Below are 25,840 nucleotides of genomic sequence, written 5' to 3'. Positions count from 1 at the left end.
TACCCGCTTGACCAGTCCTGCTTCAGATGAAACCAGCGCCCTCGTCGAACTGGTCCGCGGCCCGATCACGCCCGACATCGAGCGACGGCTGAACGATGCGATGGTGCAGCGCCCGCGTGACATCAGGCTGAAATTCGCGCTGGGCGACCTGCTGGCGAAGACCGGCCGCTCCGACCAGGCGTTGGCGATGTTGCGTGCACTGAAGGAGACGCATCCGAGCAACCCCTGGGTGGCGCTGCGCATCGTCCGGCTGCTTCTCGGCAAGGGCGAAACAGAGGAGGCCGCCGAAACGTTCGTCGCCGGCGTCTGGAATTCGACGCTTTCGGAGGCGGACACTTCCGGGGCGCTCTCCGACATCGCATCGGCGTTGCGCGGCTACTCCGCTCGGCGGTCTTTTCTGACGAGCCTTCTGACCGGAAGCACCTCCGACCGATTCGTGCTGGTCAAGCTCGGATCACTCGCCTTTCGGGAGGGCGACCGTGCCGAGGCAACGCGCTTGTTCGACGCCGCCGCGGCGCTGGGGCCGCTCCCTGCCGAGGCGGGGCCCTTGCACCTGGAACTGCTGATGGTGTCCGGCCGCGCCAACGACGCGCTCGCAGCCGCGCTCGATATCCTGCGCGTGCGTCCGGATCGCCTGGACGTGGCCCGGCGGGCAATCCTCGCCGCGCGGCTCAGCCGGCGAACCGATGTGCTTGTCCCGTTGCTGCGAGACGCGCTCGATCGCTGGCCGAACGACTGGCTCCTCGTTTTCCGGTACAACCGAGCCCTTTGCCCGTTCGATCTCGACCACGCCCTGTTCCTGAAACTCGGCGAGCATGCGGAGGCCCTTGCCGCGGACGACCGATGGATGTTCCAGTTCGCGCTGGCCTGCATGCGGCACGAAGACACCGGCCGGGCTCTGGCGATCCTGCGCCGGCTCAAGCCGGAAAGCCCTGTGGCACACATGTCTGGCCCGCTGCTCGCGGCGATGGACTCGCGGCCAGACGAAGCCTGGCGCAATCCGCGCGATGTTTCCAACGATCCGGCCGAAGACGTGCAGCTTCGCCGCGTCCCCGATGCGCGCGCGACGCTGATCGTGCTCGCGGGCGTGCAGGGCGGCCTCGGCTACCTCCCGTATTCGCATGCCGACGTTCTTCTGAGTTCCCTGCAGGCGAATGTCATCTACCTCAAGGACCGGCGCGAACTCGCATTCACGGGTGGTGTCGCGAGCCTCGGACCGGACGAGGCGGCGACGGTCGCGGCGCTGAAAGACATGCTTGCGCAACTCGGCGGCGTTCCGGCGATTACGCTCGGCGCATCGCTCGGCGGCGCGAGCGCTGTCCGGCTCGGCTCCCTTCTGGGCGCCAAGGCCGCCTTGTCCTTTGCCGGGCCTCTGCAATGGAGCGCGGCGGGAACTGGCGACGACGACAGCGAAGTCAGCCGCTCCAGATTGCGCAACGCCATGTACTCGGCCTTTACCAACGTGGACACGAGCCTTGTCGACATGATCGCCGCGTCCCCGGCGACCGAAGTCCACCACTTCTACGGCGAAGGCCATCAGATAGACGCCCAGGTTGTGGAGACGCTGCGCGACCTGCCCAATTTCCGGCGCCATGGCGTGAGCGGCTGCGATCACCATTACGTCATGTCGCATATGATCGCGACGGGTGCGTTCGACCTGTTTCTGCGGCAAGTGATCGAAGACCGATAGTCGGAGCGCGCTCGGAATACGGCGGCCGCTTTGGTGGGCTGCGCTTCGCCGCAAATGCTCACATCGTCAGTTCAATCAGCCGTCCAGGACAAACCAGCGCCTCGGCCCGAAAGCCGAAAAATACTGAGGTTCCACCACGGTGACGCGCGAGAAGCCGGCATCCGCGAAGAAGCGCAGGATGCTATTCTCGTCGAACCAGAAGCTGAACGCGTCGCCGTGCGACGAGTAGACCTGGCCCTGCTCCCGGCAGAAGGCTCCCGAATAGCCTCCTTCGACGGTCGCCGGCTGGAAGCGGTCAACCTCGGTCTCGGGAATCCGGGAGGCGTCATAGATTTCGGTGTCGATCACCATCGCGCGCCCCGCGCAGCGCGCGAGCAGATTCCGCTGATCCGCGAAGGGCAGGTGATAGAGCACTCCGATACAGGCGATGACGTCGAAGCCCGACAGGTCGTCGACTTCGCGCAAATCCTTTTGGATGAAAACGAACTCGTCATCCTTGAAGACGGCGCCAGATCCAGCAGAACCTCGGCCGGCTTCGATGTCGGCGGCCGTCCACGGCATCCTCGCATCGACGGCGGTCACTGAAAAGCCGTGGCGGTTCGCGATCCGCGCGAACAGGCAGGGTCCCGCGCCAAGATCGAGAAGGCGCTTTCCCCCAGCCTGCGGCCAGGTCTCGGAGAGTAGCCAGCGGAATGTCCTCAATCGCAGCGGGAGTTGGCCCAACGCTGGAAGTGAGATGCGCGGGTCCGGCTCGTTCATGCGAAACGGCGCTTGCAGATGGGTCAATGCGAATTCGATCATGCCAACTCAGCTACGGAGCATCGGCGCCGCGCGCAAGATGTCGACGCGAGCGAACACGTCGAAAGGATCGTGAACGAACGCCGCTTCCCGTTGGGTTGACAGTCGCTCTAACGCTGCCTTAGTCGATTGAAAAGATTCACGGCGATCAGGCGGGTTGGAAGATCATGTTAGAGAAGCTTACCGATCCGGCCAATTTCCACATTTCCAAGCCGAACGAGCACGCCCTCAATCTGCTGACGCAGGTTCTGGCGCAGAATCCCGAGCCGGTGCTGTGCGAAGTCGGCATCGGCATCGGCGCCACCACCTCGGCGATCTGCCGCCTGCTCGACAATCGCGGCGAGTTCCACCTTTTCGATTATTCGAGCCGGCTGGATGATTTGAAACCCGACCTCGACGGGCTCGGCTTCAGGAATGTCGTTTATCACGGCAACACTCGCCGCAAGCTCGACAGCTACAATTGGGCGCTGGCGAAGATGCTGCAGGCCCGCCGTGCCGCCGGTGGGCCGGCGCCGGTCTTCGATTTCGTCTTCCTCGACGGTGGCCACGCCTTTCACCACGACGCGCCCGCCGCGATGCTGCTGAAGGAACTGCTCAAGCCCGGCGGCATCATCCTCTTCGACGACTACGACTGGTCGTTCGCCGTCTCGCCTACCCTGAGGCCTTCCGTCTACCCCGGCATTCTCGAGCTCTACACAGAAGACCAGATCGAGACCGCGCATGTCCAGTTGATCTGCGATCTCTTCATGGATCATGACGAGGACTACACAAAGCTCGACATCGGCTACGGCAGGCGCGAGCACCGCCGCGCTTATCGCAAACGCGCCGCGGCATGAGCCGTCCGCCACCGGACGGCGTCGCCCTTTTCGGAACGTTTGATGTTGCGAACTACGGCGATCTGCTGTTTCCCCATGTCGCGGCGCATCTGCTTGGCACGTCGCCCGACGACCTGCGCTGCTATTCGCCGCGTGGCGGCGCGCCGGACTGGGAGGACGTCGTGCAGGCTCGCGCCGTCACGGCTTTTGGCCGGGATCCGCCGCCGGCTCTGTGCCTGATCGGCGGCGGCAACATCGTTCACGCGAACCCGACCCCGCTGGCCGATTACGCCGGCGCTTTCCCGGACCCCCGCTTCACCTATGCCTCGCTGTGGCTTGGCGCCTCCATCCTCGCCGCGCGCTCCGGCGCTGCTCTCGCCTGGAACGCGCCGGGCGTGCCCTCCCCACTGGAAGGGGCGTGGGTTCGCCGGCTACGGGACCTGGCGCTCGACGCTGCCGATCATCTCTGCGTCCGCGACGAAGCGAGCCGCGTCTATCTCGGCGGCAGCACGTTCGACATCGATGTCCTGCCCGATACGGTGCTGAAGCTCGGCGCGGTGTGGCCGGCGGCCACGCTGCAGGATCACGCGCGGGCCGCATTCGAAAGCCGCGGCATGGCTGTGCCGGAGCGTTGGATCGTCTTTCATCTCAACGACCGCTATATCGGTTCCGGCCTGCCCGCCGCCTGCGCGGTCGCGGGACGCATCGCAGCCTCCCTCGGCGCCGTCCCGGTGCTGGTGGCCATCGGCCCTTGCCACCGCGACGACACCCTGGCGCGCGAGGCATCCTCCCTGTTCGAGGGCGACGTGCTGGTGGTGGATCGGCCGCGCGGGTTGAAGGAGATCGCCGGCCTCATCGCCCACGCACGGGCCTATGTCGGTTCCTCCATGCACGGGCTGATCACCGCGCTCGCCTACCGCCGGCCCGGCATCGCCATCGCTCGCACCCGCATGGTGAAATTTCTCGGCCTGCTCGAGCAGCTCGGCGAACCGGATCGCCTGCAGGAAAGCTGGGAGGACGCCGAGCGCACGGCCGCGACGTTGCTCCAGCCCCTTGCGGCGCCACTCCTGGACAGGCTCGCCGCCGCCGACAAACTGATCGACGGCCATGGCGCCCGACTTCGCCGGCTGCTGACCTCTCCTCCCAGTCCTTCCGCCGCCAAAGGCCGCGCCACGCTGCGCGAAGCCGTTTCCTCTGCCAACGCCTCATTCGGGGAGTGGTCCAGCTTGGATCAGGCGATGGCGGAAGACCGTGCGGCGGCCGACGATCCGGATCGCGTGGCGCAAGCGATCGCAGCGGCTTTGCGCGGTCCTGCCGAAGCTGCCCTGGGCCGCCGCATCGCCGACGCCCTGGCGCGCTGGCCGAACAGCCTTCGGCTTGCCTTGCTCGAAGCCGAATGGCTGGAGCGCTCGGGCGACGCGGCATCCGCCCATGCCCGCCTCACCGCCTTGCAAACCCAACATCCGAACAACCCTTGGCCCGTGGTCAGGCTGGTGCGATTGCTGGCCGCGCAAGGCGAGTTCGAAAGCGCGCGCGCTCTGTATGAGGCTCGTCTGCAAACTTTGACGCTGACCCAAGCCTTGCACCGTGAGCTTACCAGCGCTTTTTCGCCGGAGACGCCGCCAGCTTGAGGCTTGTTGTGTAGGAGCCGGCCCCTGTTTTGGCGCGCCGGTCCGCAGTTCCAAGCAAGCCTACGGCCCGCCATAGGCTTTTGGGGCTTCCCTCAAATCTTGAGCGCCTGCTTGCAGAGATCGAGCATATCGGCCACCCGTTTGGGCCAGGATATGGGCCAAAGCTCCTCGGCCGTCCGCGGCTGGTGCGGTCCGGTGAAGGCGCGCCGAGCCACGGCCGAGTCCAGCTTCGAAAGGAAGTCCGCCGGACTGCCGGCGATGTCGATGCGGCCCCGCAGATCGTCCATATTGGCGACGTCGGTCGCCACCACCGGCAAACCCAGCGCCACATAGACATAAAGCTTCAGCGGATTCATCCGCTCGCTGACGGCGTTGTGCAGGTGCGGCATGATGGCCACGTCGAAGCAGCGCATGAACGCCAAGGCCTCCTCATAGACTTTCGGTCCGAGCAGGCGCAGGTTCGGATGGCGCCGCAGGCCCAGAATGTCGGTGGTGCCGTGCGCCGAACCGATCACGACAAAGGTCCAGGATGGCCGCTGGCCAATCAGGTCGTCCAGAAGAGTCACGTCCACGCGCGAGCGAAGGTTGCCGACATAGCCGATGATCGGCCCGTCGATGCCTTCCAGTTCGCGGGGGCGGCGGCCACCGGCAGCATAGAATTCGCAGGCGTTCGGCACGACATGGATTGGCGCGGGACTCAGCGGCGCGAACGCCTCCCCCACCGCTCCGCAATTGGCGAACACGAGATCGGCTTGTGCGAGCGTCTGGCGATAGACCGCTTCCACTTCATTGGCTTGCTCCTGGTCGCGCACCATCACCCGCTGGTCATCGACCAGGTCAACCACGCTGAGGTCAAAACCGAGCCCTTCGGCGATGTCGGCATACATCGGCGCAACCGGCCAGGCCCAGCCGACGACGTTACCGCTGCAATGGCGGGCAATCGTGTCGGCGACATAGCTCTGGTAATCCTCGATCCTCGGCAGGCTGCGCCCGAGATAGCTGACGCCCGGCTCCCGCCCGTAGACGAAGGTCCGCTTCACCAAACCCGGCTTATCGTCGATCTCGAGGAATCGGCGGGCAGTGGCGTCGGCGATCAGCTTGCCGTGGTGGTAGGCGGATTCGGCGCCCGCACGCTCCTCGTTGCGCAGACGGTCCACCCGCACCGGTGCATCGAACTGAACGATCGTGCCGACCTGTTCGCTCTGGCGCAGGTATTTCAGCAACATGTCGTGGCGACGGCCGTAGATACCCGTGTCGTTCTGTTTCCAGAAACAGACAAGATCGATCGGTCGTCTGCGACGCAACGCCGGGGCGGTGATGGCGCCTTTGCGCGCCCATGCGGGAGGATCCTCCGGCAAGGCCGAACCGAACCGGCGATTGATCTCGCGGAAGAGGCGGGTCCACTCGTCGTTCCATGTCACGGGCCGCGACAGCGCCCGGGAAAAGGCGCGCTCGATCCGGGCACAGTTCACGCCGTAACTGAACTCCGCGTCGAAGCCATCGAGGCGGCGTTGCCGGTCGGCCGGGGTATCCCGCCCTTCGGCGATGCCGAGCAGCCAAGCCTGGATGTCATCATCGTCGACAACCGGTGTGACAAGCCCCTGTTGTATCGCGTCCGCGACCGACGGAACCGGCGACATCGCCACCGGAATGCCAAGCGCCAGCGCGTCGGACAGTTTTGCAGGCGTTTGGAATTCCGAGATCGGCGATTCCTTGTCCTGCAGCAGGCAAACCCCGTCTGCCGATTGAAGCAGATCCGACAACTCCGAAAAGGGCAGGTCGGGCAGGAATTTGACCCTGGCCTTCGTGAACGCGGCCAGTTCGCGCGCGAAGCCGCGGTCGTGGATGGTGCCGGCGACGACAAGCAGCAGGCGCGGATCGGCAAGCCTGTCCAGCACAGCGAGCAAACGCGCCAAGCCCTTGTGGCGCCGGGGCGTGCCGGCGAAGAGGACGACACGATCCTCGTCCGTCAACTGCATTTTGGAGCGAACGCGCTGACGACGGACCGGATCGGGGCAGAAAACGGTTTCGTCGCGCGCATGTCGAACGAGGAGACCGCCGAAGCGATCGCCCAGCGTCTTGTTCACGACGGTCCGATCCTCGAATGTCGGTATGAGCCCTTCCGCGATTCCCGTCCAGAACGCGCCGTTCGGCGCGCCGAGATCGGCAGGCACTTCCCCCGCGGCGGCCAGGTCTTCGAGACGGGCCGTCGTGGTTCCTTCAGGAAAGAAGGCGGTTTCGCGGTCGTCGAGGTCAAGCACGACAGGGCAGGCCAAGCGGTGCTTCAGAAGCATCGCCATCAGCATGCCGGGGAATCGATATTTGGACAGGTGGACGATGTCGCAGGTGGCGCCTTCCACGAACGCCTGAACGGCGGGCACGAACTCGCTCATGGGCGCGCCGGGCAGGCTGCGTACCGGCAGGACTGTGTCCCGGAGCGGCGCCCAGATCCCTTGGCCCGGCCTGGTAAAGGCCGAGCCGAGGATTTCGACGCCATGCCGGCGCAAGATCATGTCGGCGAGGGCGTGGGCGCGGCCGAACGGATTGTCGCCGACTTCCCACGTGACGACGGCCGCGCGCAGTTGCGCCGGCGCCGATCCGCCGCTTGGCCAGGGACGCCGCACCGGCACAGCGGCTTTCGCGACGGGCAGCGACGCTACCGACACGACGATCCGCGAGATCGTGAAAGCCGGCGTGCCCGCCCTGAAGCGGAGCGACACGATATGCTCGGCCTCTCGCAGCGGCCAGGAAACCGCTGCCTCCACCCTCAGTTCGTCTACGCCCTCCTCGCGCAGAAGCGTGTCGAACACACGCAGAAGCGGAGCCTGGCGTCCCGCTTTGTTCACCCGGAACACGGCAATCTCCGCCAAGGCCTTTCGCAAGTGCTGACGCTCTTGCGAATATAGCGAACAGGACAACTGCAACGACGCCCCGCTGGCCTCGATCGGAATCGGAAGGCCCGCCTGCAAATGAAGATTCTTCGCTTCCGATGGAACGGAAAGTTCTAGTCCTCGCTGAGAACTGGACAGCACGGCTGAAAATCCGGCATCCTGGGTGATGATGCTCCAGCCGTTTACTGAGAGATTTCCGCCTCCAGAATCGTCAATATCGTTATTTTCGCCGAAAGACGTTGATATTATACTCATATTTTATGGAACTGCTCAGTTACTTTCGTGTCGATAGCAAAAATTACTCGCGCTTCGGCCCGGCTGCCGGGATACAGGATATCTGTGCCCGGAGGAAAAATGCTTCGCAAGGCTGCGGAATCAAAGATTTGCGTTTCGTCGGCGTGAATAGCCATGCGGAACTGACTCTTGAATTTGGGTGAAGGCAGCGCGAATCATTCTCGCCAACGGGTCCTGGTCCATCGGCAGTCGGTTGAGGCTGCTTCAAGCGGGGCTGCCATATCACTTCCCACTCCGGCGATCTGCGTGCAATTGTTATCTGCATTGCAGCTTCCGGGTAAGAGCGCTTTCGGTGTCGTCGACACGAAGGTTGTCCCTCCGAAGCGCGGATGGGAGGTTGTTGTTGCGATACAGCCAATCCCGCTGCGAGAGCCTCGAATGTGCAGACGATGCTCGGGCACTCGACGCCCGAGATAATTTTGGCGCTCTACGTCCACTCGGAAGACGGCCGGTGCGAAGTGACGGCGCAGCTTTTGGGCAACGTCCATGGGTGATTTGGGCCTATCGGATGCCGCGACGATGCCGCAGGCCGGCAGATTTCTGCGCCCTTCTCGCCTTTTCCGATCGAACCCGAAGTGAACGCAACGAACCGAAATGTCGCCAATTCAGTCGTGAAAATAGGGAGTTGGCGCGTTCCGAAATGGTGCCCCCGGCAGGAATCGAACCCGCGACCTTCGGTTTACAAAACCGGTACGATGGCCCCACATAGGCTAACACAACCGAACATCTAACCATCAGGAAAGCCTTTCAAACCCTTGCTTTCCATGCAAGTGTGTGCCTAAGTTAGCAACACAGGGTAACGGCGCATAACGCGCAAATTTGTTACCCTGTTGTTACCCAGAGGGGAAAACCATGGGAAAGGCACTCACAGGCGCGGCGCTTACGAAGATCAAGCCAGACCCCGACAAACGCCAGGAAATCCCCGATGGCGTGCTGGTCGGGCTCTACTTCGTCGTGCAGCCGACCGGCCGGAAGTCATGGGCGGTTCGATATCGCCACAATGGCAAGCCGCGAAAGATGGCGCTCGGCAACTATCTCGCCGGGGATGATCCTGCGAAGGCTGGCGCCGAACTGAAGAAAGTCAGGATCGAGGCTGCTGACATCCTTGGCAGCGTGCGCGGCGGCGCTGATCCAGCATCCGAAAAGCTGACGGCCAAGAGGCTTGTGAAGGACGCCGACGACAGCCGACGCGACCATTTCCGCGTCGTGGTCGAGCGCTACCTCCGGGAGTATGCGGCGAAACGGCGGAACTTCTCCGAAAAGGCGCGGCTGCTCGGCATGCGCCTTAAGGGTGATGAGTGGGAAACCATCGAAGGCAAGCCTGCGGTCTTATGGGCGACGAAGCGCGTGCAGGAGATCACTCGCCGCGATATCCGCGACTATGTCGAGGGGATGGCGGAGACTGCGCCTATCGGCGCCAATCGGGCGTTCGCGGAGTTGCGGAAGTTTTTCAACTGGTGTGTCGGCAAGGACATCCTGGCTGTCTCGCCGATGGCGGGCTTGCAGCCGCCTTCCGAGGAAAACGCCAGCCGCAACCGCGTCCTGATCCGCCGCACCGATGTTCCCGGCTCGACCGACGATGAACTGCGGTGGCTGTGGCAGGCGGCCGACGCATACGACCGAAATGACGAAGGTGAGCACAAGGGCGGTGGCCGCCGGCCAAGCGGACCATTCGGCCCGTTCCTTCAATTTCTGATCCTGACGGGTCAGCGCCGGACGGAAGTTTCCGAAATGACGTGGCGCGAAGTCGACATGGAACAGCGAGTATGGACGATCCCAAAGGAGAGGGCGAAGAACGGGCTTCCGCACGCCGTTCCGCTCTCTGCCGCCGCCATGGCGCTCTTGGAGGCTATGCCCCGCATAAAGGGCAGCAAGAGCTACGTCTTCACCACGGACGGCGAGAGCTCCATCAGCGGGTTTTCCCGGATGAAACAGCGCGTTGATCGGCTGATGAAAGAAGCATCGGATTCTGATGCAGATATCCCACCATGGACGGTTCACGATCTCCGGCGCACCGTCGCTGCCGGCATGCAGCGGCTCGGCGTCCGGTTGGAAGTTACCGAACGGGTTTTGAACCATCTGTCGGGATCCTTCGCCGGCATTGCGGGCGTCTATCAGGTGCATGACTTTCATGAAGAGAAGCGGGCGGCACTGGACGCATGGGCTAGCTTCGTCACCGATCTGGTTGAGGGGAGGGTGCGCAGCAACGTTACCTATCTCCATGCGGAGCGCGCGTGATGGTCGAGTGGCTTGGTTTTGCTGAGGCCTGTGAGATCGTCCAGGTGAAACTTGGCTTGAATGGCGCACGCGCTAAGGCGCTCTTATGGGGAGCCGTCCTTCGTCGTGACTTCAGCATTGGTCATTCTCCAACAGAAGTGCACGATGAGGAACGCCGGCTGTTCCCGTCTACGTCTCGCACCCCGCAAGGCCCGTCTGATGCGGACAGGCAAAGCCTTACCATCATCCATCACCAAAGTTTTTTGGACTGGTTACAGGGGTTCCCCCCAGGCAAGGCTACCGGAGATGAAATTCCCCCGGTGGTTCCTCACCGCCCCAAGGGTACGAGCTACGCTGCCGCAGACGCGCCGCTCGTGCAAGAGATGCACAATCTGATCTCGAGGGGGGAATACCCGTCTGCGCGCTCTGCGGCAATGAGCCTTATCGCCAAGATCAAGGGCGCTGGAACCCCTGATAGCTTGGCTCGCCGCCTCGTCGACCGCTACAAGGAGACCTATGGAGCGAATGGAGAATAACGGAGTCTCCATTCTTCTCAAATGCTTGCTTGAGTAATTACCCGTAACCTCGCGTTATCTTCAGTAACGCGAGGTAATCAAATGAACATCGCCACAGAGCCCCGGCCAGAGCGGGAATATCTCCCTGCTCGCGGCGTGTGGGAACGCTACGGCAAGTCGTCCATGACGCTGCACCGCTGGCTGGCGGATGAGCGCATGAACTTCCCCAAGCCCGTTTATTTTGGTCGTTTCAGGTTCTGGCGGCTTTCTGAACTTGAAACCTGGGAGCGGCAGCAGGTCGCCAAGAGCCGGGAGGCCGCATAATGGCCCGCAACCCGTTCTCTCTCGATACCTATTTCAACATCGATCGCGTCGCCGACGCCATGCTGATGCTTTGGCGCGAGGGTTCGCGTCATCCCCGGCTTGGTCATGAAATACGTGACCTGTTCGCCGGCCTGACACTCGCCGTCTACAACGAGGCGGCGGACCTCGCCTGGTCGAGGCTCACCCCGGAAGAGCGGCGCGAGGCTTCGGAGGAAGCAGGAGGCGCCGATGGGACCTCCTAAAGAAAAAGCCGGCACGGAAAAAATTCCGGCCGGCCTCAAAAGCAGAAAAATCCTACCGGCAACCTACAGCAGCATAGCCTCCCCGGCAATAGACATAGCCGCCATCATTGCCCGCCGGTATCGTCTGCCGCCGGTCCGCGCGCGCCTCATCTGCCACCTGGCAGGGATTGGGGGCGTGGCATGACCATTCACCTCCATCCCGCCACGGTCGAACAGCTTTTCGTCGAGCGTGCCGTCCGCCACGTCACGCGGGCACGCAATCATCTGCTCGCCGGATCGATCGCAATCGACGAAGTCGGCTTCGACTGTGAGGCGCTGAACGACTGCTACGCCGATCTCGCCGGAATCCTCGCCGCATGGGCGGGCCGCAGCCGGCCGCCAGAGGTGGATGCCGTCGCCAACCACATCACCGCCGCCGCCGTCGAGTGGCGCCGCCAGCAGCGACGGAGCTATTAGCATGGCCGCCGACGAGATCGCCGCGCGCATGATCGCCAATGCGGACCGCGACGAGGAAACCTATCGCCACGTCGACTATGAAGGGAAGGAGGCGCACCGGCGTCGAATTCTCGGTATCGAGTCCTTCACGGCGGACACGCTGGCCGGAAAGGAAGTTCCGGCCCGCCAATGGCACGTCGATGGGCTAATCCCCGCGGAGGTGCCATGCACGCTCGGTGCGGATGGCGGGGTCGGCAAGAGCGTCCTAGCGCTCCAACTTTGTGCTGCCACGGTCACGAAGGGCTATTGGGCAGGACGCGCCGTCAAGCAGGGCCGCGCGGTATATCTGTCCGCCGAGGACGACAAGGACGAGATTCACCGGCGCCTGTTCGACATCGCTGCCGGCGCGCAAGTCTCGCTCGCCGATCTGCACGACCTCACGATATTGCCTCTCGCCGGCAAGGATGCGCAGCTCGCAGTCTCCGAAGGCAAAACGAACACGCTGAAGCAGACGAAGCTTTTTGCCGGGGTCGAGGAACTGCTTCACGACCTGAAGCCGTCACTGATGGTCATCGACACACTCGCCGACACGTTCGGCGGGAATGAGATCGATCGGGCACAGGCGCGCCAGTTTGTCGGATTCCTCCGCGGCCTCTGTATCCGCCATAGCGTCACGATCCTGCTCCTGGCTCATCCCAGCCTCGCCGGCATGTCTACCGGCTCCGGTAGCAGCGGATCGACGGCGTGGAGCAATTCAGTCCGCGCGCGCCTCTATCTCGATCGCGTGAAGGGGTCCGACGACGACGAGCCAGATCCTGACTTGCGCGTCCTTCGTGTCGTCAAAAGCAACTATGCCCGGCTCGGCGAAGAAATCCGGCTGCGCTGGCAGGCGGGCACATTCGTCCCGGCAGTAGGGCAGGACAGCGGCACGGTCATGTCGGCACAGAACAAGGCCGAGCGCGTCTTCATGAGCCTGCTCGCCGCCTACAATGCCGATGGCAGGCACGTTGGATATGCGCCGGCCGGCAACTACGCCCCCAAGGTGTTCGCCGCCGATACCCGTTGCGAGGGCGTGACGAAGAAGGCCTTCACTCAGGCGATGAATGCACTGTTCGCCGCCGGCAAGATCAGGATTGAGGAATTTGGCCCGCAGTCCCGCCCGCTCAAACGTCTGGTCGAGGTGCAGTCATGACCCGTCCGGTAATCTTCAAACCCCCTTCAAACCCCCTTCAAACCTATGTTCAAACCACCCTTCAAACCCCCTTCAAACGGGCTTCAAACCCCTTCAAACCCCCTTCACGCACACTCCCCTTATACCCATATGCGCGTTGCGCCCTCCTTTGGGGTCGGACGCACGCGCTCAGAAGGGGCAGATTTGTTTCGTGTCGACACAAAATAGGTACCTCTGCTTTTGCCGCAGGGAGTGCCCGCGCTCTTTCACCGTCTTTTTCTCCAAAGCCCGCCGGTGCCACGATTCGGGTGGTTTTCCCGAGAGCATAGGATAATGAAACCGGTGCTCATCATTCATGCAAGCCTTGAATTACAAGAGTTTCCAGCGTATCATGCGGCGCATCGTGTTAACATGGGTAACGACAGGGTAACGGAAGGCAGGATTTCAAGGGTGAAACAATTGCCGGCAGATAGCGCCACGATACCCGACGAACCGCAGGCCAAAGGCGGCAAGGTGCGCCTCCTGGCCCTTGAAGACATCGACGGGCGGACGCGCGCGGGCCAGTTCGTTCGCGAGACGAAGGAAGCCGTGCTTGCCGATGTTGGCGGGGAGGACGATCTTTCCGTTCTGGAGCGTCTTGCCATCGACAACGTGACGCTGACGGCTGCCATGATTCGCGACGCGGGTGTGCGCTGGCTCAAGGGTGAGCCGATAGATCCCGCTGCCGTCGCCACGCTGGCAAACAGCTTCAACCGCTCTGCCGACAAGATTGGCTGGAAGCGTCGCGCGAAGGACGTGACAACCCTTTCCCGCTTCCTCAACGTGGAGCGCGCGCCATGAACGACGAACTGCGCCACACCTTCGTCACGCGCCTGGAGGAAGTCCGCGCCGCCGCCATGCGCCTCGATCAGCCGCACGTCGCGCTGCAGGCGGACGAGAAGCTCGCGCGCCTCCTCGGTCTCGGCGACGACCTCGGCACGCGCGGGCGGGCCTTTTCCGAAACCACGTCCGGCTACCTGCTGTCTGCGATGGACAATCCGAACACTGCCGCCGGCAAGCGTCCCGACTTCCACCTCGCGCGCGCCCTCGCCTTCGCCATCTCGGAGGCCGTTCACGACGGCACGCCGATTGCCGAGCCAATTGCCCGGCTGGCCGAAGACGCAGGGCTCGCGCGCATCTCTGGCCATATCGGCGAGGAAATCACCTTGGAGGCTACCAATGCAGAACCTGCCGACGCCTGACGCGCCCGCATCGATAGGCGCGCGCCTTGCCGCTGCCACCCAACGCCTTGCCGATCTTCGTCGCGAGCAGGGGGCGGCACTGCTTGACGGGCAGCCGTTCGACCATGGTGGCCTGACAGAAGCCGAGAACGAGATAGCCGCGCTGAATGTAGCTGAGACTGAGTCAGTACGGCGTGAGCGGGAGGTGGCTGCGAAGGCTGTTGATGATGCGCACAGGAAGATGCGGCGCAAAATAGGCAAGCAGGAGCAGAAACGGCTGGCCGCCGTCGAGCGGGCTGAGCGTGCGGCCAACGAACTGGCTTCGGCGCTGAAGGAGGCGCTGGAGACCGGCACCGGTATCGAAGCCAGCGTGCGCGTTCTCGGGCACCGGCCAATTCGTTACCTCGAAGCCAACGATTACGAGCGCCGCCTGTCATGCCGACTGGCCTGGGCCTTCCTGCCGTTGACGGGGCCTAGCCGGGCCTTTGGTCAAATCAGCTTTCCTGACAGTGGCATGTATCGCGTGCCGTGGCGGCAGGCCGAAACGACGCTGGTAGGAGCCGCAATCAACCTCGCAACACAAGGAAACCCCGATGCAGCCTGAAGACGTACTGAGCAAGCCGGAGCCGCTGGCGATCGATCCGGCCCGCGTCACCCTCGATCACGGCGGCTTCGCGCGCCGGCATTACTTCGTCCGGCTTCCTGAAGGTGCGATTGCGGACGATCTGAAGGAACCGGGGCTGTGGCGGAAGGTCCAGCGGGGTGGCAACGCACTCGCAAGACATGATGCGGTCTACCTGGTCGCCTTCGATGAAACGTGGGTGGCGGAGGCCATCGTTGCCGAAGCCGATGCGAAGCAGGCAGTGCTTGCGAAGCCGCGCATAACGCAGTTCCCGGAGCGCTTCGACAAGTTCTTCGAGGACGACATGTACCGCGTGAAGTGGGTCGGCAACGGCTATCGGGTCCAGCGCAAGCATGACGGCCACCTGATGACGGCTGTCACGGCGAACGCCACCTTGGCCGAGCGCGATCTGGTTAACCTCTACGGGCGCCGCGCGTGAGCGGCGAACTCGTACCGGTTTCCGACGCGCCAGGCCTTGGTGGTGGCGCATTGGAGAACCTTCCGGCTGGCGGCGGCCATGTCGTTGCCTCGCGTGGCGATGCTGCCGGCCGGAAGGGAGAAATAGAGCGCGTGATGCGGGAGGACATTTCCCGCTATTACGCCGAGGGACTGGACCGCGAATATCTTGGCTTGCTCCGGGACGAGACGGGGACAAGGCCGGCATTCGACCCGATGGCCGCGGACGAATCCCGGCAGTTGATGTCGGCCACGCCGGTGGGCGCGCGCCTGGTCCATGAATGGGACAACATGGGCGGTTTCCGGCTGCATCTTGGCCGGGTGCAGGAGCGTGTTGGTGGCATCGTCCGCGACCTGGGCGACGATCGCCATCAACGGGCTTTCATGGAGTGGTTCGACCGCAGCCTGCCGGAGGGTGTGAGGTACGCAATCTATGACGAGATCGCCGCCGGCCCGCCGTCGTGGGTGTCGCCGGTTGACGAGGCCGGCTTGAAGAAATTCGGGTCCAATCCGGTCGGCGCGGAACTGCTGGCGGAGTGGGGAGCTGATGCGGCCGGAAACGTCGCCTGCGTCTGGCGGCGCGTCGAGCGGCTGAAAGAGCAGCTTGGGGACGATGCCGATCTGTTTTTCGACTGGTTCGAGGAACTAAGGCCAGACGAGGCGCAGACGATTTTGCGCGTGGTAGCGAAAGGAGCATGACGTGTCTGGAATCGAAATGATTGTCGGCGCGCTTGGAACTGCCGCATCGGTTGCCGGCACGATCGGCGCGGGCCAGGCCGCGAAGAACGAAGCCAACTACGAAGCGAAGCAACTCGAAATCAAGGGCGCCGAGGAACGGGCAGCGGCGCAGCGTGACGCTATGCAGAAGCGCACCGAGGGGAAACTGGTCATGTCGCGCCAGCAAGCGTTGGCGGCGGCTTCCGGGGCCGGGGCAGGGTCCGACGCACCTACTATCGTTCGGATGATGACGGACACCGCAGGCGAGGCGGAATACAATGCGCAGACGGTCAACTATGGCGGGCTGTCGCGCGCTACCGGCTTGTTCGATGCTGCACGAGGCCGCCGGGCTTCGGGCAAGGCATCGTTCATGGGTTCGGTCATCGGGAGTTTCGGGCAGGCGGCAACCGGCCTCGGGAAGCTGCGATCCGGCGGGTTTGGCTGAGTTGTCAAATACGATGATCGTCTATCATGGCTCACCGTATCGCTTTGATGCCTTCGATCCCGCCTGGATCGGCAGAGGCGAAGGACTGCAAGTTTACGGGCATGGCTTCTATTTTGCTGCGGCTCGTGCGCATGCGATCAGATATGCCCGCGCCCTCGATTTCTTCTCCGATGGCGGTTGGGTGATGGGTGTGAACCTTGCGTTGAACAAGCGGGATGGGGGGACCGGAAACAAGCTTCTGGACAACCAGATTGTTGCCTTTCGAGGCGATATGAACGCCTGCCTGGATCGGATTCTTGATCGGTCTTTTCCCCCTCCCTACGGCCTGGATGTTGCCGATTTCCGCGCACTGGAGCCCGCCGTAAGGGAACTGGCGGCATCAGGACTCCGGGTCGAACCAAGAGGGTTCCTGTATGATGTCGAAATTCCTGACCTCGCCTCCTTCATCTCCTTGGAGGCACCTTTGAAAGAATTGCCGGAAACTGTTCGCCCTGCATTTGAGCAAGCAATGGACAGCGTGTCCCCGCTCCAAAGATTCATGGCTGAAGGTAACGAAATGCGACTGCGGGGTGCCGCGCTTAGGGGTGCAAGACGGCGCGGAATGCCTCTGGAAATGATCGCGCGCCATGCGGGGTTTTGTGGCTTTACCTACCATGAGGAGGGCGGCGATCCGGTTTACATCGTGTTCCAAGACCAGCCAGTGCTCATTCGGTCAATCGCCGATGTGTCAGACAACGTACTGGAAGAGGTTCTCCAATGACCCATGCTCACCATTATCGGTTTCAAGGCTACGGCTCCTGCCTTGGCGCGGTGGCGCCCTCCGGGTCGTGGTTCGATGTGGACGCCACCAAGCCAATCGAGATGGGCGACCTGGTGGCAGTGGCCTTCAAGCCGGAAGGCCCGTTCCGCCGACAGGCTGCCAATTTTCAGGGGCAAGGCCTGGAGGGTGTCGTCAAGCTCTTTGTCGGCACGGAAGAGACCGCGAAGGGCAATCGCGTTTACCTGGTGGCGCAACTCAATCCACCGACCGTCATATCGGTCCCGGCCGAGGCCCTGGCCGCTGTTCATGCCGTGGTCGGCATGCAGAGGCCGCCTGAATCGGACGGCATGGACACGACCGACGACGAGATGGCGTACGACCTGATTACGCCCTTCTTCCGGCGCGGGACCGTGCCAGCGGTCAATCCCGACTGGCGGCCGGAGGGCAGTGCCGAAGGTGCCTATCCGCTGTTCTCAGCCGGCATATTGGAAACGGCCGCCGGGCCTACGATCGGTACCGCCGCCGACGTGATCGAGATGCTAATGAAATCGCGGGATTCAATCGCCGGCAAGGTCGTGGGCGATGAAGCTCGTGCGCCCTATGCCGATGCGCTCAATCTCGCGCTGAATAATAATCCGTTCTTTTACGCCAACCTGTTTTATGTCAGGCCGGCGCTCGACTGGCTGTTCCTGAACTCTCTCAAGGATGCCGTTTCGCCCGGATACCTGAAGCGTCAGCGAAAGCGTCGCTTGAAAGACTACGGCCAGCGCCATTTCATTGGAACGGCGTTTTAGCGCTGAGGATTTTCACGGGATGCGGATGTCCACGACTGCCGGCAACGACTGAATCCTCTTCTGACGCTTTAAACGCCATCCAAGATACCAGCCAGGGACTTTCGCTTCGCACTCCTGACGGTCAGCCATTGCCGGCAGACAGGAATATAATCGAGGACGGCCCGGCAGGCAAAGCGTTCAAATAGGAGGGCATCCGCATGATCTCGATGCGATCTATAGCGCGGGCGGTACGCAAAGCTTTCGACGCGCAACAGCGCCAGCTTGTCGAGGCAGAACGGCTAGCATCGCTACATCGCGCGCAACGTGAACAGCGGGAGCGTGAAATGGAGGCGGCCCGTGCCGAACAGGCTCGCAAGGCGGCGCTTGATCTGCTCGAAAAGCCGCAGCGCCAGGAAGACGCCGAAGATCGCCGGCTTGCCGAGATGTCGGCTGCAATCATGCGCCGCCAGGCAAAGCTCTCCTGAAGGAAGGGTGGTGGCTATCCTGCCTGTGACGGCCCCGGTAGCGTGACGCCCGGCCCGCCGTCATTAAGGTGATGAACCCGGCACCGGCTGCGTTGCCCGCGCTGTGGCTCTGGAGGGGCCGGCACCGAGGTGGCGTCGTTATGCCCGGGGAGATCGGAGCAACCCCGATTTGATAATTGGTCGATCCAACTTTGCGAGGTTGCAGAAACCCGCCACCGCGTCCTCAAACCATTTGGGCGATCTGGGAGAGATCAGAATCTCTCGGATGATTGCGTTCAGGTCACATGAAATGGGAAGCCCAGCAGGGGGAACCATCTTGTCGTGGTCTGCATCGGACAATCGAGTGGTCATTAATCTAGGCTGTCCGTTCCACAGCATCCAGACCTGTTCCTCGCCTAAAGCGGTGTCCCAGTGGACAAGTCGGACCTCCCGCTCATGGCTATAGTCGAGCCGCTTGTTTATCACCGGAGAGAAAGCGTTCCTCAGATCCAGCGCAGCGCTCTCATAGTCCAAATACGTCACCGCACCCACGAGAATATCGCGTTTTTCAGAGGACAGTGCTGCTTCAAGGAGCCTATGGGTGGTTGTTATCGCGATTCCAAAAGTATTTTCTCCGTATAGTTGCCACATTGCGGCGGATTCACCTTCCGCTAAATGCCAGCAACTTATAAAGTATTCCTTGCGTGACTGGAGGCAGTAATTAATAAGGTAGTCGCGATGCTCCTTATCACACTGTAATTTCTCGTCAATCGACCCGTTCTTCTTATATGATGTACGATTTATCTTTTCTGCAACATCCCCGGGCACATCTTGAATAGTGGCCCAAGCGCGATGTGAAAAGTTCCCGGCTGGCAGGCTTCCCTCAAACGGGTCATCCTTGGCCAAGATGCTCATGTTGGAGAACCAGAGAGCATTTGTCGTCACCATGGAGACAAACTTCGGAAAGCTCATGTAGCGCCACATCGTGGCGTCAGGGGCCGGGGGCAGAAAGACCTCATGAGGGGTGATAGGCAAAGGGCGCATCCTTCCAAAGCTCACCCTCGAAGGGTGACGCTCTAGAACCCTCATTGCAACGGGCAATTGACGCGCTAGCGGTTCCCCCGGGTGAGGGGAAGTGCTTGACGATTGGCGCGAACAGGAACATCGTAATCAGTGGGTGTAGCAACCCTGACCAGCGATAGACAGATTGTTCGATTGGCGTCGAAGCAGTCCGTCGAGGCGCGGAAGCCTTGGCAGGCTTCTAGCGCATGGAAGCGCCTTGGCGGGCGTTCCAAACCGGCCGTGAATATGGCCGGGGGCGAACGCTATGTCCAGAGCCGTGAGGCTTAAAATCGTTCGACCTGTCTCGCTGGCAGGTTGCTAACCCCCGGCTTTGGCGCCGCCCGCCAAGCAGGAACCTCGTGCAGATTTGCCCGACGTTCCGCCGGCTGTAGCAAGTCGGTTCCAACCAGCGAGACGACACCCATGTTCACCCATCGCCAAATAGTAAACTCCGCTACTCAACTTTGCTCGTCAGTTTCAACGGGAATTCAACAGCCATCTGCGAAGAGCGCCGCGCGGGCCGAGACGCCCGACAGTTCAAGCAGGGACGACACATTCATGAACCAACACGTCAATCGCCGCGCCATCGTAGCTGCGGGCAGTTCAGTCGCCATGGTGCCGGCCTTGGCGACCTTGATAGCCATCCATGGCGAGAGCGCGGCCGCTGCCGAGGCCAGACCTGCGGCGCCTTCGGTCACTCCCGAACTGCTTCGCCGGATTGCCCGCTTCATAGACGAACGGCGGCGGCTTGATGTGGTGCAAGAGCGCCACAACGTTGCCGAAGCGGCTTACCTGACGGCTCCTGAAAACGCGCGGCCCGACCCTCTCCCGCCTGAGGACGACGAATGGCGGGAAGCCTTCCGCAATCTCCGCATATGTGATGTCGGCAGTCCAGCATTCGAGAAGCTGGACCACCCAGCTCTCATTCGCCGTCGCAAGCTGGAGGACGAGCACAAGGTAGCGATGGCGGCGTGGGAACAGGGGTGCTTAAAACGCAAGGAAGAAGTCGCATTCGAAAAGATCGACGCGGCCTATCAACGGCAGATTTCCCGCGTCGACGCCACGTGCGTGCATGTCATGCGCTTCCGGCCAAGATCGCTCGCCGATCTAAAGGCGAAACTTCGCACGTATGATTTGTGGAACGGCGAAACGGAGACGGCTTTCTATCATCTTTGGAAGGACGCGGAGCGAATCACGCGGGAGGCCGGGAAAGTGACAAATGAAACGAGCGCCCCGGCTGTCGAACCGCCGGCTTCCCGAATACAAAGCCTATTCGAGGAATGGGACGCAATTTACCGCCTCGGCTTTGAAGAGCCATATTGCCGCTCAGATGAAGAAGCGGATGCTCATTGCGACCGCAGGCGCGCTCTCGAAGAGCAGATGGAAGCGATCCCGAGCAAAAGCGCAGCCGACCTAGCCGCGAAGATTATCGCGATCACGGGATACGGCAGTTTCGAATTCGACCGTGGCTCCAATACTGAGACGTGGAGAGAACTGGAGAGCCTGGTCGGGCGCACAGAGCCGGTGCTGATGACGGCGACTTGACCTAATTCAGATCGCAAACTTTGCGACACCTGCCCGGCTGCGGAGACGTGGCCGGGCCACTCGCGTCAGAAGCCAAGAACTCTCGACAGCGGGCTGTCATGTCCCGCGAAATATTGGAACAGCCAGATACCCCAGGTAATCGGCCAAATTACCGCCAAGATGGCGTCGAGCGTCAGGTTCAGCAACAGCTTGACGAAAACGGATGATCGTCCCGTCCATGTGTCGACAACCAGTATGATGTAGGTGATGGGGCCAGCGAGACCCCAGATTATAACACCCACACCGCCGATCACTCCCTTGATCGTTTCCATTCCGCCCTCCCCACGCCGGCAGATATGTCGCTCGGGCTTGCCGAGTGTCGCAGGAATACGCTGGAAATCAATCGAAGTCGTCACGGCTCTTTTGGTGTCCGGCTTTAGTGCTCGATTCTGAGCGATTGTTACCCAATTCGTTACCCGGACGCGGAGTGTGCCGCAGGCGAGGGCAGGTTAAATAGGGGTAAGTTCTTGATTTTGTGGTGCCCCCGGCAGGAATCGAACCCGCGACCTTCGGTTTACAAAACCGCTGCTCTACCAGCTGAGCTACAAGGGCATGCGCCTGCGGTAATCATATATCGGCCGGCAGTAAAGACAAAAGTCGTTTTTCGGTTACCGCCGTTGTCATCCACGGGGGCGGATGAGGCCTGAAGCCGTGACGATGCGCCCTTAAATGCGTCGGATTGCGTTCCCATATCGTTGTCGACGGTTGCTTACAGGGAGGCTGCGGAATGATCAGGTTTGTGCTTGTTGCGATCGGATTGGCGGTGCTTTGCCTGGTCCTGCTGAAGCTCGCCAGGGACCTGAAGTCGGCCAATGTCGACTGGAAGGGCGTCGCATTCGCCTGCGGCTTCATCGTGCTGGCCTTCTATCTGCGCCACGCGACGGGCATGGGCTGACGGGTACGGCGAACGCGTGGGCGGTACCCGCCTGCCTGATGTCGATTTCGGCGGGGACAGCTACGCGGCGACGCTTGTCCCGGGCGTTTACGCCGCTCTTTCTTCTGTTCCATCCGCCGGTATCTCTCTGCGCGGAGGGAGCAGGGTACGTTCGACCCGTCGGCAAGCTCATGCCGGCGCGATGAAGGGCTGCTGGATCGCCTGGAATACCGGCAGCGATTCCATCCGTTGCCAATGCGCCATGAGCGCCGGGTAGGCGGTAAGCGCGACCAATCCCGGATGCGCCTCGGAAAGATGCCGCAGCATCGTCGCGACGATGATGTCGGCGTGGCCGATCGTGTCGCCGAACCAGTAGTCGCTCGATCTTGCGGCGCGGTCCGCCTCCAGCACCGAAAGCACCTCCGAAATCTGCGAGCGGCAGCGCGCGACCCAAAGCTCCGACACCGTGTCGTGCAGCTTCGTCTCGTAGAACAGGCTGACCGCCTTGTCGGATAGGCCGGCAGCCAGCGCAGCGATTTTCAGCGCGCGGCGGCGGGCCGGCTCTTCGACCGGAAACATCCGGCGACCGGCAGGCACGAGGCTGTCGATATGGTCGATGATCATATGGCTGTCGACCAGCGTTTCGCCGTCGTCGACAACGAGCGCCGGCACGCGCAGCAGCGGGTTGTAGGGCCGGATTTTTTCGGCGTCGCCGAAGGTCGACCACGGCCGATGCTCGTAGGGCAGGCCGTAGAGCGTCAGCGCGATGCCGACGCGGCGGACGAAGGGCGAATCATACTGGCCGATGAGGATCATGGTCTTGCTCCGCTGGACGCAGGACAGTGCGACGGCCTGTGGCGCCCAGGCAAGCGCCGCCAAATGGGCCAGGACGAAGCTGCTGCCAGAAACGGCCAATCCGGGCGAGACTGCAACAGGAATGCCGCGGGCGGATGGTCTGGACGGCGCTTTCGACATGGCGGATCGGCCGGTGTCCGAGGCTGGAAAGTTGCCAAATCGGCCACGAGTTCCGATATGGTGGGGACGAGAGACGGACGCAGGAGCGCCGGGCAGGATCATGGATCAATTGAACATCGATGTCTCGAACCGGGCGGGGCCGGCGACCGGTCTCGGCCAAGGCGACTATGCCGAGCTCCCCGAGCGTTTCTTTCAGCGCGCCGATCTTTCGCCCGTGCGCGCACCCAGATTGATCAGGCTGAACAGGCAGTTGGCCGAAGAACTCGGGCTCGACGCCGACTTCCTTGCAAGCCCCGAAGGTCTGGCGGTGCTTGCCGGCAATGCGTCTCCGAAAAATGTGCAGCCGCTGGCGCTTGCCTATGCCGGGCACCAGTTCGGCAATTTCGTGCCGCAGCTCGGCGACGGCCGCGCGCTGTTGATCGGCGAGGCCATCGACCGTGCCGGAAAACGCCGCGACGTCCAGCTGAAAGGTTCCGGGCGCACACGCTTTTCGCGCGGCGGCGACGGGCGGGCAGCGCTCGGGCCGGTGCTGCGCGAATATATCGTGAGCGAGGCGATGGCCGCGCTGGGCATTCCGACGACGCGGGCGCTGGCGGCGGTCAGCACCGGCGAGATGGTGTTTCGCGAAGGGGCGATGCCCGGCGCGATCTTTACCCGCGTCGCGGCGAGCCACATCCGCATCGGCACCTTCCAGTATCTTGCGGCGCGCGGCGACCGCGAAGGACTGAAGGCACTGGCCGACTATGCGATTGCGCGCCACTATCCAGATGCTGGGGCGCAAGAAAATCCATACCTCGCGCTGCTTGAGAATGTCGTTGCCGCGCAGGCGCGGCTGGTGGCGCGCTGGATGCTGGTCGGCTTCATCCACGGCGTGATGAACACCGACAATATGTCGATCTCGGGCGAGACCATCGATTACGGGCCGTGCGCCTTCATGGACAATTACCATCCGGCGACGGTGTTTTCGTCCATCGATTCCCGGGGCCGCTATGCCTATGCCAACCAGCCGCATATCGCCGTGTGGAACCTGGCGCGCCTGGCCGAGGCGCTGCTGCCGCTGCTTGCCGACAATGAGGACGCCGCAGTGGAAGCGGCGGAGGCGGCGCTGAAAAAATTCCAGGCGCTTTACGAAGAGGCATTTCACGCCGGGATGCGGCGCAAGCTCGGCCTGCTTACCGGGCGGCCGGAGGACATGGCGCTGGCCGCCGGGCTGCTCGACACGATGGACCGCAACGAGGCGGATTTCACATTGACGTTCAGGAGCCTTGGCGAGGATCTCGGTGCGGCAGCCGGGGAGGGGGTTACGCGAGCGCTGTTCGCCAGGCCGGCGGAGTTCGACGACTGGGCGGTCCGCTGGAAGGACCGGCTGGCGCGCGAGTCCGAACACGACGCCGAAAGGCAGGCGGCGATGCGATCAGTCAATCCGAAATTCATCCCGCGCAATCATCGCGTCGAGGCGGTGATCCGCGCCGGGGTCGACCGGTCGGATTTTTCGCCCTTTGAAGAACTTCTTTCGGTGCTGGCAAAACCGTTCGACGAGCAGCCGGAAATGGTTGCCTATGCCGATCCTCCAAAAATGGAGGAGCGCGTGCTGGAGACTTTTTGCGGAACCTAGACCGCCTGGCGCAGGTTTTCGAAACAGCAAGCCGCGACAAGGCGAAACTCGCGACTTGGTAAAAAATCGATTCAAACTTTATTGGTAATTTCTCGTTAGGAATTGAACCCGGCTTTGTCGGGGGCGTCGCCTTCGGTCTGTCTTGTCTCAGCGTACAGGTCCAAATGCGATCGCCAAGCATCGTCATCACCCTTCTTGCCGTCCTGGGCCTTGCCGGCTGCACGTCCAGTTCCGGCGTGGCCGGTCTCCAGGTGCAGGAGCCGTCTTCCGAAACGACGGCCTCCGTTGCGCGGCCCGGTGCGGCTGTCGGCGAGACCGACACGGTTTCGGCGCTGCTGGAGGAATCGGCGGTGGAGGAGACCGCGGTCGCCGTCGCCCGCCCGCAAATGACTGTTGAGACCGATGTCCAGGCGATCGCGCTGGTCGCGCCGCAAAAGCCGTCGAAGATATTGCTTGCGCCAAAACCCGCAGCGCGTCCCGCGGGACTGGCGCGCGGCACGATCTACCGGCATCGTTTCCGCGACGCAAAACCGATCAATTTCGGAAAAACCGCGCCGGGGCAATATGCCGTGCATGGCGTCGACGTGTCGCGGTGGCAGGGTTCCATCGACTGGATGAAACTGCGCAGCCAGGGCGCCAACTTCGCCTACATCAAGGCGACGGACGGCGGCGACCATCTCGACCCGATGTTCCGCACCAACTGGCGAGCCGCCGACGAGGCCGGCCTGAAGCGCGGCGCCTACCACTTCTTCTACTGGTGCCGCTCCGCCGGGGAGCAGGCGGACTGGTTCATCCGCAACGTGCCCAGGGTTGCCGGCGCTCTGCCGCCGGTGATCGACGTCGAGTACAATGGCGAGTCGAAATGCAAGATGCGGCTTTCGCGCGCCCGCGTGCTGGAGAAGATGCAGGTGTTCATGGACAGACTGGAGGCGCATTACGGCCAGCGCCCGGTCATCTATACCGCCCCAGACTTCTACGCCGACAATCTGCGCGGCGAATTCCCCAATCATCCGTTCTGGCTGCGCGCAGTGGCCCAGCATCCCTCGAAGGTCTATCCGGGGCGCAAATGGGTGTTCTGGCAGTATTCGGGATCCGGCCTGTCGCATGGCGTGAAGGGCAAGATCGACCTCAACGTCTTCTACGGCAGCGAGCGCCAGTGGCGAAACTGGGCGGGCGGCCAGTCGGTAGTTGCCGACGCCAACTAGCCGGCAGGCCAGCCTGGGCGGAAGTGCGGCTTCCGCCCGGCCCGA

28 protein-coding genes and 1 tRNA gene are annotated in these 25,840 nt (G+C 62.6%); 22 read left to right on the top strand and 7 right to left on the bottom strand.

The window, feature by feature from the left end; translation table 11 throughout:
* Positions 1 to 7 precede the first annotated feature (7 nt).
* Entirely contained in the window at positions 8 to 1,690 is a 1,683-nt protein-coding gene (locus tag ACSBOB_RS20460; RefSeq protein ID WP_442577922.1) for a tetratricopeptide repeat protein, read from the top strand.
* A 75-nt stretch (positions 1,691 to 1,765) separates the two neighbouring features.
* Here ACSBOB_RS20460 and ACSBOB_RS20455 read toward each other — a convergent pair whose 3' ends face one another.
* Positions 1,766 to 2,491, bottom strand: coding sequence for a class I SAM-dependent methyltransferase (locus tag ACSBOB_RS20455; RefSeq protein ID WP_442577921.1), 726 nt, complete (start codon positions 2,489 to 2,491; stop codon positions 1,766 to 1,768).
* A 164-nt stretch (positions 2,492 to 2,655) separates the two neighbouring features.
* On the opposite strand from ACSBOB_RS20455, the gene ACSBOB_RS20450 reads away from it, so the two are divergent.
* The gene (locus tag ACSBOB_RS20450; RefSeq protein ID WP_442577920.1) at positions 2,656 to 3,324 is read left to right on the top strand and encodes a class I SAM-dependent methyltransferase; all 669 of its coding nucleotides are present in this window, start codon (positions 2,656 to 2,658) and stop codon (positions 3,322 to 3,324) included.
* Positions 3,321 to 4,934: a polysaccharide pyruvyl transferase family protein gene (locus ACSBOB_RS20445; RefSeq protein WP_442577919.1), complete on the top strand. Its 1,614-nt coding sequence runs from the start codon at positions 3,321 to 3,323 to the stop codon at positions 4,932 to 4,934. Before ACSBOB_RS20450 ends, ACSBOB_RS20445 begins: the two co-directional genes overlap by 4 nt.
* Before the next feature lie 92 nt (positions 4,935 to 5,026).
* Here the strand turns inward: ACSBOB_RS20445 and ACSBOB_RS20440 are convergent, their stop codons facing one another.
* Complete coding sequence (locus ACSBOB_RS20440) at positions 5,027 to 8,080, bottom strand: glycosyltransferase (protein ID WP_442577918.1); 3,054 nt, start codon at positions 8,078 to 8,080, stop codon at positions 5,027 to 5,029.
* Entirely contained in the window at positions 8,077 to 8,235 is a 159-nt protein-coding gene (locus tag ACSBOB_RS20435) for a hypothetical protein (protein WP_442577917.1), read from the bottom strand. Before ACSBOB_RS20435 ends, ACSBOB_RS20440 begins: the two co-directional genes overlap by 4 nt.
* A gap of 736 nt (positions 8,236 to 8,971) precedes the next feature.
* On the opposite strand from ACSBOB_RS20435, the gene ACSBOB_RS20430 reads away from it, so the two are divergent.
* The 15 genes from ACSBOB_RS20430 (at position 8,972) to ACSBOB_RS20360 (ending at position 18,501) form a co-directional block, all read left to right on the top strand.
* Positions 8,972 to 10,357 (top strand): tyrosine-type recombinase/integrase, encoded by a 1,386-nt coding sequence (locus ACSBOB_RS20430; RefSeq protein ID WP_442577916.1) that lies wholly within the window; start codon positions 8,972 to 8,974, stop codon positions 10,355 to 10,357.
* Positions 10,357 to 10,872 carry a hypothetical protein gene (locus ACSBOB_RS20425; RefSeq protein ID WP_442577915.1) on the top strand — a complete coding sequence of 172 codons (516 nt, stop codon included), beginning with the start codon at positions 10,357 to 10,359 and terminating at the stop codon, positions 10,870 to 10,872. Before ACSBOB_RS20430 ends, ACSBOB_RS20425 begins: the two co-directional genes overlap by 1 nt.
* Before the next feature lie 81 nt (positions 10,873 to 10,953).
* The gene (locus tag ACSBOB_RS20420; protein WP_442577914.1) at positions 10,954 to 11,175 is read left to right on the top strand and encodes a helix-turn-helix transcriptional regulator; all 222 of its coding nucleotides are present in this window, start codon (positions 10,954 to 10,956) and stop codon (positions 11,173 to 11,175) included.
* Entirely contained in the window at positions 11,175 to 11,417 is a 243-nt protein-coding gene (locus tag ACSBOB_RS20415) for a hypothetical protein (RefSeq protein ID WP_442577913.1), read from the top strand. Before ACSBOB_RS20420 ends, ACSBOB_RS20415 begins: the two co-directional genes overlap by 1 nt.
* A gap of 180 nt (positions 11,418 to 11,597) precedes the next feature.
* Positions 11,598 to 11,873: a hypothetical protein gene (locus ACSBOB_RS20410; protein WP_442577912.1), complete on the top strand. Its 276-nt coding sequence runs from the start codon at positions 11,598 to 11,600 to the stop codon at positions 11,871 to 11,873.
* A 1-nt stretch (position 11,874) separates the two neighbouring features.
* Entirely contained in the window at positions 11,875 to 13,044 is a 1,170-nt protein-coding gene (locus ACSBOB_RS20405; RefSeq protein ID WP_442577911.1) for an AAA family ATPase, read from the top strand.
* 312 nt (positions 13,045 to 13,356) lie between these two features.
* Positions 13,357 to 13,863: a hypothetical protein gene (locus tag ACSBOB_RS20400; RefSeq protein WP_442577910.1), complete on the top strand. Its 507-nt coding sequence runs from the start codon at positions 13,357 to 13,359 to the stop codon at positions 13,861 to 13,863.
* Positions 13,860 to 14,264 (top strand): hypothetical protein, encoded by a 405-nt coding sequence (locus ACSBOB_RS20395; protein ID WP_442577909.1) that lies wholly within the window; start codon positions 13,860 to 13,862, stop codon positions 14,262 to 14,264. Before ACSBOB_RS20400 ends, ACSBOB_RS20395 begins: the two co-directional genes overlap by 4 nt.
* Entirely contained in the window at positions 14,242 to 14,847 is a 606-nt protein-coding gene (locus ACSBOB_RS20390; protein WP_442577908.1) for a hypothetical protein, read from the top strand. Before ACSBOB_RS20395 ends, ACSBOB_RS20390 begins: the two co-directional genes overlap by 23 nt.
* The gene (locus tag ACSBOB_RS20385) at positions 14,837 to 15,304 is read left to right on the top strand and encodes a hypothetical protein (RefSeq protein WP_442577907.1); all 468 of its coding nucleotides are present in this window, start codon (positions 14,837 to 14,839) and stop codon (positions 15,302 to 15,304) included. Before ACSBOB_RS20390 ends, ACSBOB_RS20385 begins: the two co-directional genes overlap by 11 nt.
* The gene (locus tag ACSBOB_RS20380) at positions 15,301 to 16,020 is read left to right on the top strand and encodes a hypothetical protein (RefSeq protein ID WP_442577906.1); all 720 of its coding nucleotides are present in this window, start codon (positions 15,301 to 15,303) and stop codon (positions 16,018 to 16,020) included. Before ACSBOB_RS20385 ends, ACSBOB_RS20380 begins: the two co-directional genes overlap by 4 nt.
* 1 nt (position 16,021) lies before the next feature.
* Positions 16,022 to 16,483 carry a hypothetical protein gene (locus ACSBOB_RS20375; RefSeq protein WP_442577905.1) on the top strand — a complete coding sequence of 154 codons (462 nt, stop codon included), beginning with the start codon at positions 16,022 to 16,024 and terminating at the stop codon, positions 16,481 to 16,483.
* A 13-nt stretch (positions 16,484 to 16,496) separates the two neighbouring features.
* The gene (locus tag ACSBOB_RS20370; RefSeq protein WP_442577904.1) at positions 16,497 to 17,243 is read left to right on the top strand and encodes a hypothetical protein; all 747 of its coding nucleotides are present in this window, start codon (positions 16,497 to 16,499) and stop codon (positions 17,241 to 17,243) included.
* Positions 17,240 to 18,037, top strand: a complete 798-nt coding sequence (locus tag ACSBOB_RS20365) for a hypothetical protein (RefSeq protein WP_442577903.1) — start codon at positions 17,240 to 17,242, stop codon at positions 18,035 to 18,037. Before ACSBOB_RS20370 ends, ACSBOB_RS20365 begins: the two co-directional genes overlap by 4 nt.
* A 197-nt stretch (positions 18,038 to 18,234) precedes the next feature.
* Positions 18,235 to 18,501, top strand: a complete 267-nt coding sequence (locus ACSBOB_RS20360; RefSeq protein ID WP_442577902.1) for a hypothetical protein — start codon at positions 18,235 to 18,237, stop codon at positions 18,499 to 18,501.
* Between the two features lie 138 nt (positions 18,502 to 18,639).
* Here ACSBOB_RS20360 and ACSBOB_RS20355 read toward each other — a convergent pair whose 3' ends face one another.
* Positions 18,640 to 19,464: a DUF2971 domain-containing protein gene (locus ACSBOB_RS20355; RefSeq protein ID WP_442577901.1), complete on the bottom strand. Its 825-nt coding sequence runs from the start codon at positions 19,462 to 19,464 to the stop codon at positions 18,640 to 18,642.
* 636 nt (positions 19,465 to 20,100) lie between these two features.
* Here ACSBOB_RS20355 and ACSBOB_RS20350 point away from each other — a divergent pair.
* Positions 20,101 to 21,087 (top strand): hypothetical protein, encoded by a 987-nt coding sequence (locus ACSBOB_RS20350; RefSeq protein WP_442577900.1) that lies wholly within the window; start codon positions 20,101 to 20,103, stop codon positions 21,085 to 21,087.
* A gap of 65 nt (positions 21,088 to 21,152) precedes the next feature.
* Here the strand turns inward: ACSBOB_RS20350 and ACSBOB_RS20345 are convergent, their stop codons facing one another.
* Positions 21,153 to 21,398, bottom strand: coding sequence for a hypothetical protein (locus ACSBOB_RS20345; RefSeq protein WP_442577899.1), 246 nt, complete (start codon positions 21,396 to 21,398; stop codon positions 21,153 to 21,155).
* 204 nt (positions 21,399 to 21,602) lie between these two features.
* Positions 21,603 to 21,678 (bottom strand) — tRNA-Thr (locus ACSBOB_RS20340).
* 175 nt (positions 21,679 to 21,853) lie between these two features.
* Here ACSBOB_RS20340 and ACSBOB_RS20335 point away from each other — a divergent pair.
* Positions 21,854 to 22,021 carry a hypothetical protein gene (locus ACSBOB_RS20335; RefSeq protein ID WP_442577898.1) on the top strand — a complete coding sequence of 56 codons (168 nt, stop codon included), beginning with the start codon at positions 21,854 to 21,856 and terminating at the stop codon, positions 22,019 to 22,021.
* Between the two features lie 168 nt (positions 22,022 to 22,189).
* On the opposite strand, the gene ACSBOB_RS20330 is transcribed toward ACSBOB_RS20335, so the two are convergent.
* Positions 22,190 to 22,816: a glutathione S-transferase family protein gene (locus ACSBOB_RS20330; RefSeq protein ID WP_442577897.1), complete on the bottom strand. Its 627-nt coding sequence runs from the start codon at positions 22,814 to 22,816 to the stop codon at positions 22,190 to 22,192.
* Positions 22,817 to 23,075: 259 nt separating this feature from the next.
* On the opposite strand from ACSBOB_RS20330, the gene ACSBOB_RS20325 reads away from it, so the two are divergent.
* Both ACSBOB_RS20325 and ACSBOB_RS20320 read left to right on the top strand, forming a co-directional pair.
* Positions 23,076 to 24,590: a protein adenylyltransferase SelO gene (locus ACSBOB_RS20325; protein WP_442577896.1), complete on the top strand. Its 1,515-nt coding sequence runs from the start codon at positions 23,076 to 23,078 to the stop codon at positions 24,588 to 24,590.
* A 164-nt stretch (positions 24,591 to 24,754) separates the two neighbouring features.
* Positions 24,755 to 25,795 carry a glycoside hydrolase family 25 protein gene (locus ACSBOB_RS20320; protein WP_442577895.1) on the top strand — a complete coding sequence of 347 codons (1,041 nt, stop codon included), beginning with the start codon at positions 24,755 to 24,757 and terminating at the stop codon, positions 25,793 to 25,795.
* Positions 25,796 to 25,840 lie beyond the last annotated feature (45 nt).

Source organism: Mesorhizobium sp. KACC 23794 (assembly GCF_052180275.1).
Classification (GTDB): domain Bacteria; phylum Pseudomonadota; class Alphaproteobacteria; order Rhizobiales; family Rhizobiaceae; genus Kumtagia.
Note: the sequence above shows the minus strand (reverse complement) of the source record. Positions and strands in the feature narration are given on the sequence as shown.

Excerpts from the sequence above, each read along its gene's own strand:
- ACSBOB_RS20455 (WP_442577921.1), bottom strand. The coding sequence starts at position 2,491 with ATGATCGAATTCGCATTGACCCATCTGCAAGCGCCGTTTCGCATGAAC.
- ACSBOB_RS20450 (WP_442577920.1), top strand. The coding sequence starts at position 2,656 with ATGTTAGAGAAGCTTACCGATCCGGCCAATTTCCACATTTCCAAGCCG.
- ACSBOB_RS20445 (WP_442577919.1), top strand. The coding sequence starts at position 3,321 with ATGAGCCGTCCGCCACCGGACGGCGTCGCCCTTTTCGGAACGTTTGAT.
- ACSBOB_RS20440 (WP_442577918.1), bottom strand. The coding sequence starts at position 8,080 with ATGAGTATAATATCAACGTCTTTCGGCGAAAATAACGATATTGACGAT.
- ACSBOB_RS20435 (WP_442577917.1), bottom strand. The coding sequence starts at position 8,235 with ATGGCTATTCACGCCGACGAAACGCAAATCTTTGATTCCGCAGCCTTG.
- ACSBOB_RS20430 (WP_442577916.1), top strand. The coding sequence starts at position 8,972 with ATGGGAAAGGCACTCACAGGCGCGGCGCTTACGAAGATCAAGCCAGAC.
- ACSBOB_RS20425 (WP_442577915.1), top strand. The coding sequence starts at position 10,357 with ATGGTCGAGTGGCTTGGTTTTGCTGAGGCCTGTGAGATCGTCCAGGTG.
- ACSBOB_RS20420 (WP_442577914.1), top strand. The coding sequence starts at position 10,954 with ATGAACATCGCCACAGAGCCCCGGCCAGAGCGGGAATATCTCCCTGCT.
- ACSBOB_RS20415 (WP_442577913.1), top strand. The coding sequence starts at position 11,175 with ATGGCCCGCAACCCGTTCTCTCTCGATACCTATTTCAACATCGATCGC.
- ACSBOB_RS20410 (WP_442577912.1), top strand. The coding sequence starts at position 11,598 with ATGACCATTCACCTCCATCCCGCCACGGTCGAACAGCTTTTCGTCGAG.
- ACSBOB_RS20405 (WP_442577911.1), top strand. The coding sequence starts at position 11,875 with ATGGCCGCCGACGAGATCGCCGCGCGCATGATCGCCAATGCGGACCGC.
- ACSBOB_RS20400 (WP_442577910.1), top strand. The coding sequence starts at position 13,357 with ATGAAACCGGTGCTCATCATTCATGCAAGCCTTGAATTACAAGAGTTT.
- ACSBOB_RS20395 (WP_442577909.1), top strand. The coding sequence starts at position 13,860 with ATGAACGACGAACTGCGCCACACCTTCGTCACGCGCCTGGAGGAAGTC.
- ACSBOB_RS20390 (WP_442577908.1), top strand. The coding sequence starts at position 14,242 with ATGCAGAACCTGCCGACGCCTGACGCGCCCGCATCGATAGGCGCGCGC.
- ACSBOB_RS20385 (WP_442577907.1), top strand. The coding sequence starts at position 14,837 with ATGCAGCCTGAAGACGTACTGAGCAAGCCGGAGCCGCTGGCGATCGAT.
- ACSBOB_RS20370 (WP_442577904.1), top strand. The coding sequence starts at position 16,497 with ATGATCGTCTATCATGGCTCACCGTATCGCTTTGATGCCTTCGATCCC.
- ACSBOB_RS20365 (WP_442577903.1), top strand. The coding sequence starts at position 17,240 with ATGACCCATGCTCACCATTATCGGTTTCAAGGCTACGGCTCCTGCCTT.
- ACSBOB_RS20360 (WP_442577902.1), top strand. The coding sequence starts at position 18,235 with ATGATCTCGATGCGATCTATAGCGCGGGCGGTACGCAAAGCTTTCGAC.
- ACSBOB_RS20355 (WP_442577901.1), bottom strand. The coding sequence starts at position 19,464 with ATGTGGCGCTACATGAGCTTTCCGAAGTTTGTCTCCATGGTGACGACA.
- ACSBOB_RS20350 (WP_442577900.1), top strand. The coding sequence starts at position 20,101 with ATGAACCAACACGTCAATCGCCGCGCCATCGTAGCTGCGGGCAGTTCA.
- ACSBOB_RS20345 (WP_442577899.1), bottom strand. The coding sequence starts at position 21,398 with ATGGAAACGATCAAGGGAGTGATCGGCGGTGTGGGTGTTATAATCTGG.
- ACSBOB_RS20335 (WP_442577898.1), top strand. The coding sequence starts at position 21,854 with ATGATCAGGTTTGTGCTTGTTGCGATCGGATTGGCGGTGCTTTGCCTG.
- ACSBOB_RS20330 (WP_442577897.1), bottom strand. The coding sequence starts at position 22,816 with ATGATCCTCATCGGCCAGTATGATTCGCCCTTCGTCCGCCGCGTCGGC.
- ACSBOB_RS20325 (WP_442577896.1), top strand. The coding sequence starts at position 23,076 with ATGGATCAATTGAACATCGATGTCTCGAACCGGGCGGGGCCGGCGACC.
- ACSBOB_RS20320 (WP_442577895.1), top strand. The coding sequence starts at position 24,755 with ATGCGATCGCCAAGCATCGTCATCACCCTTCTTGCCGTCCTGGGCCTT.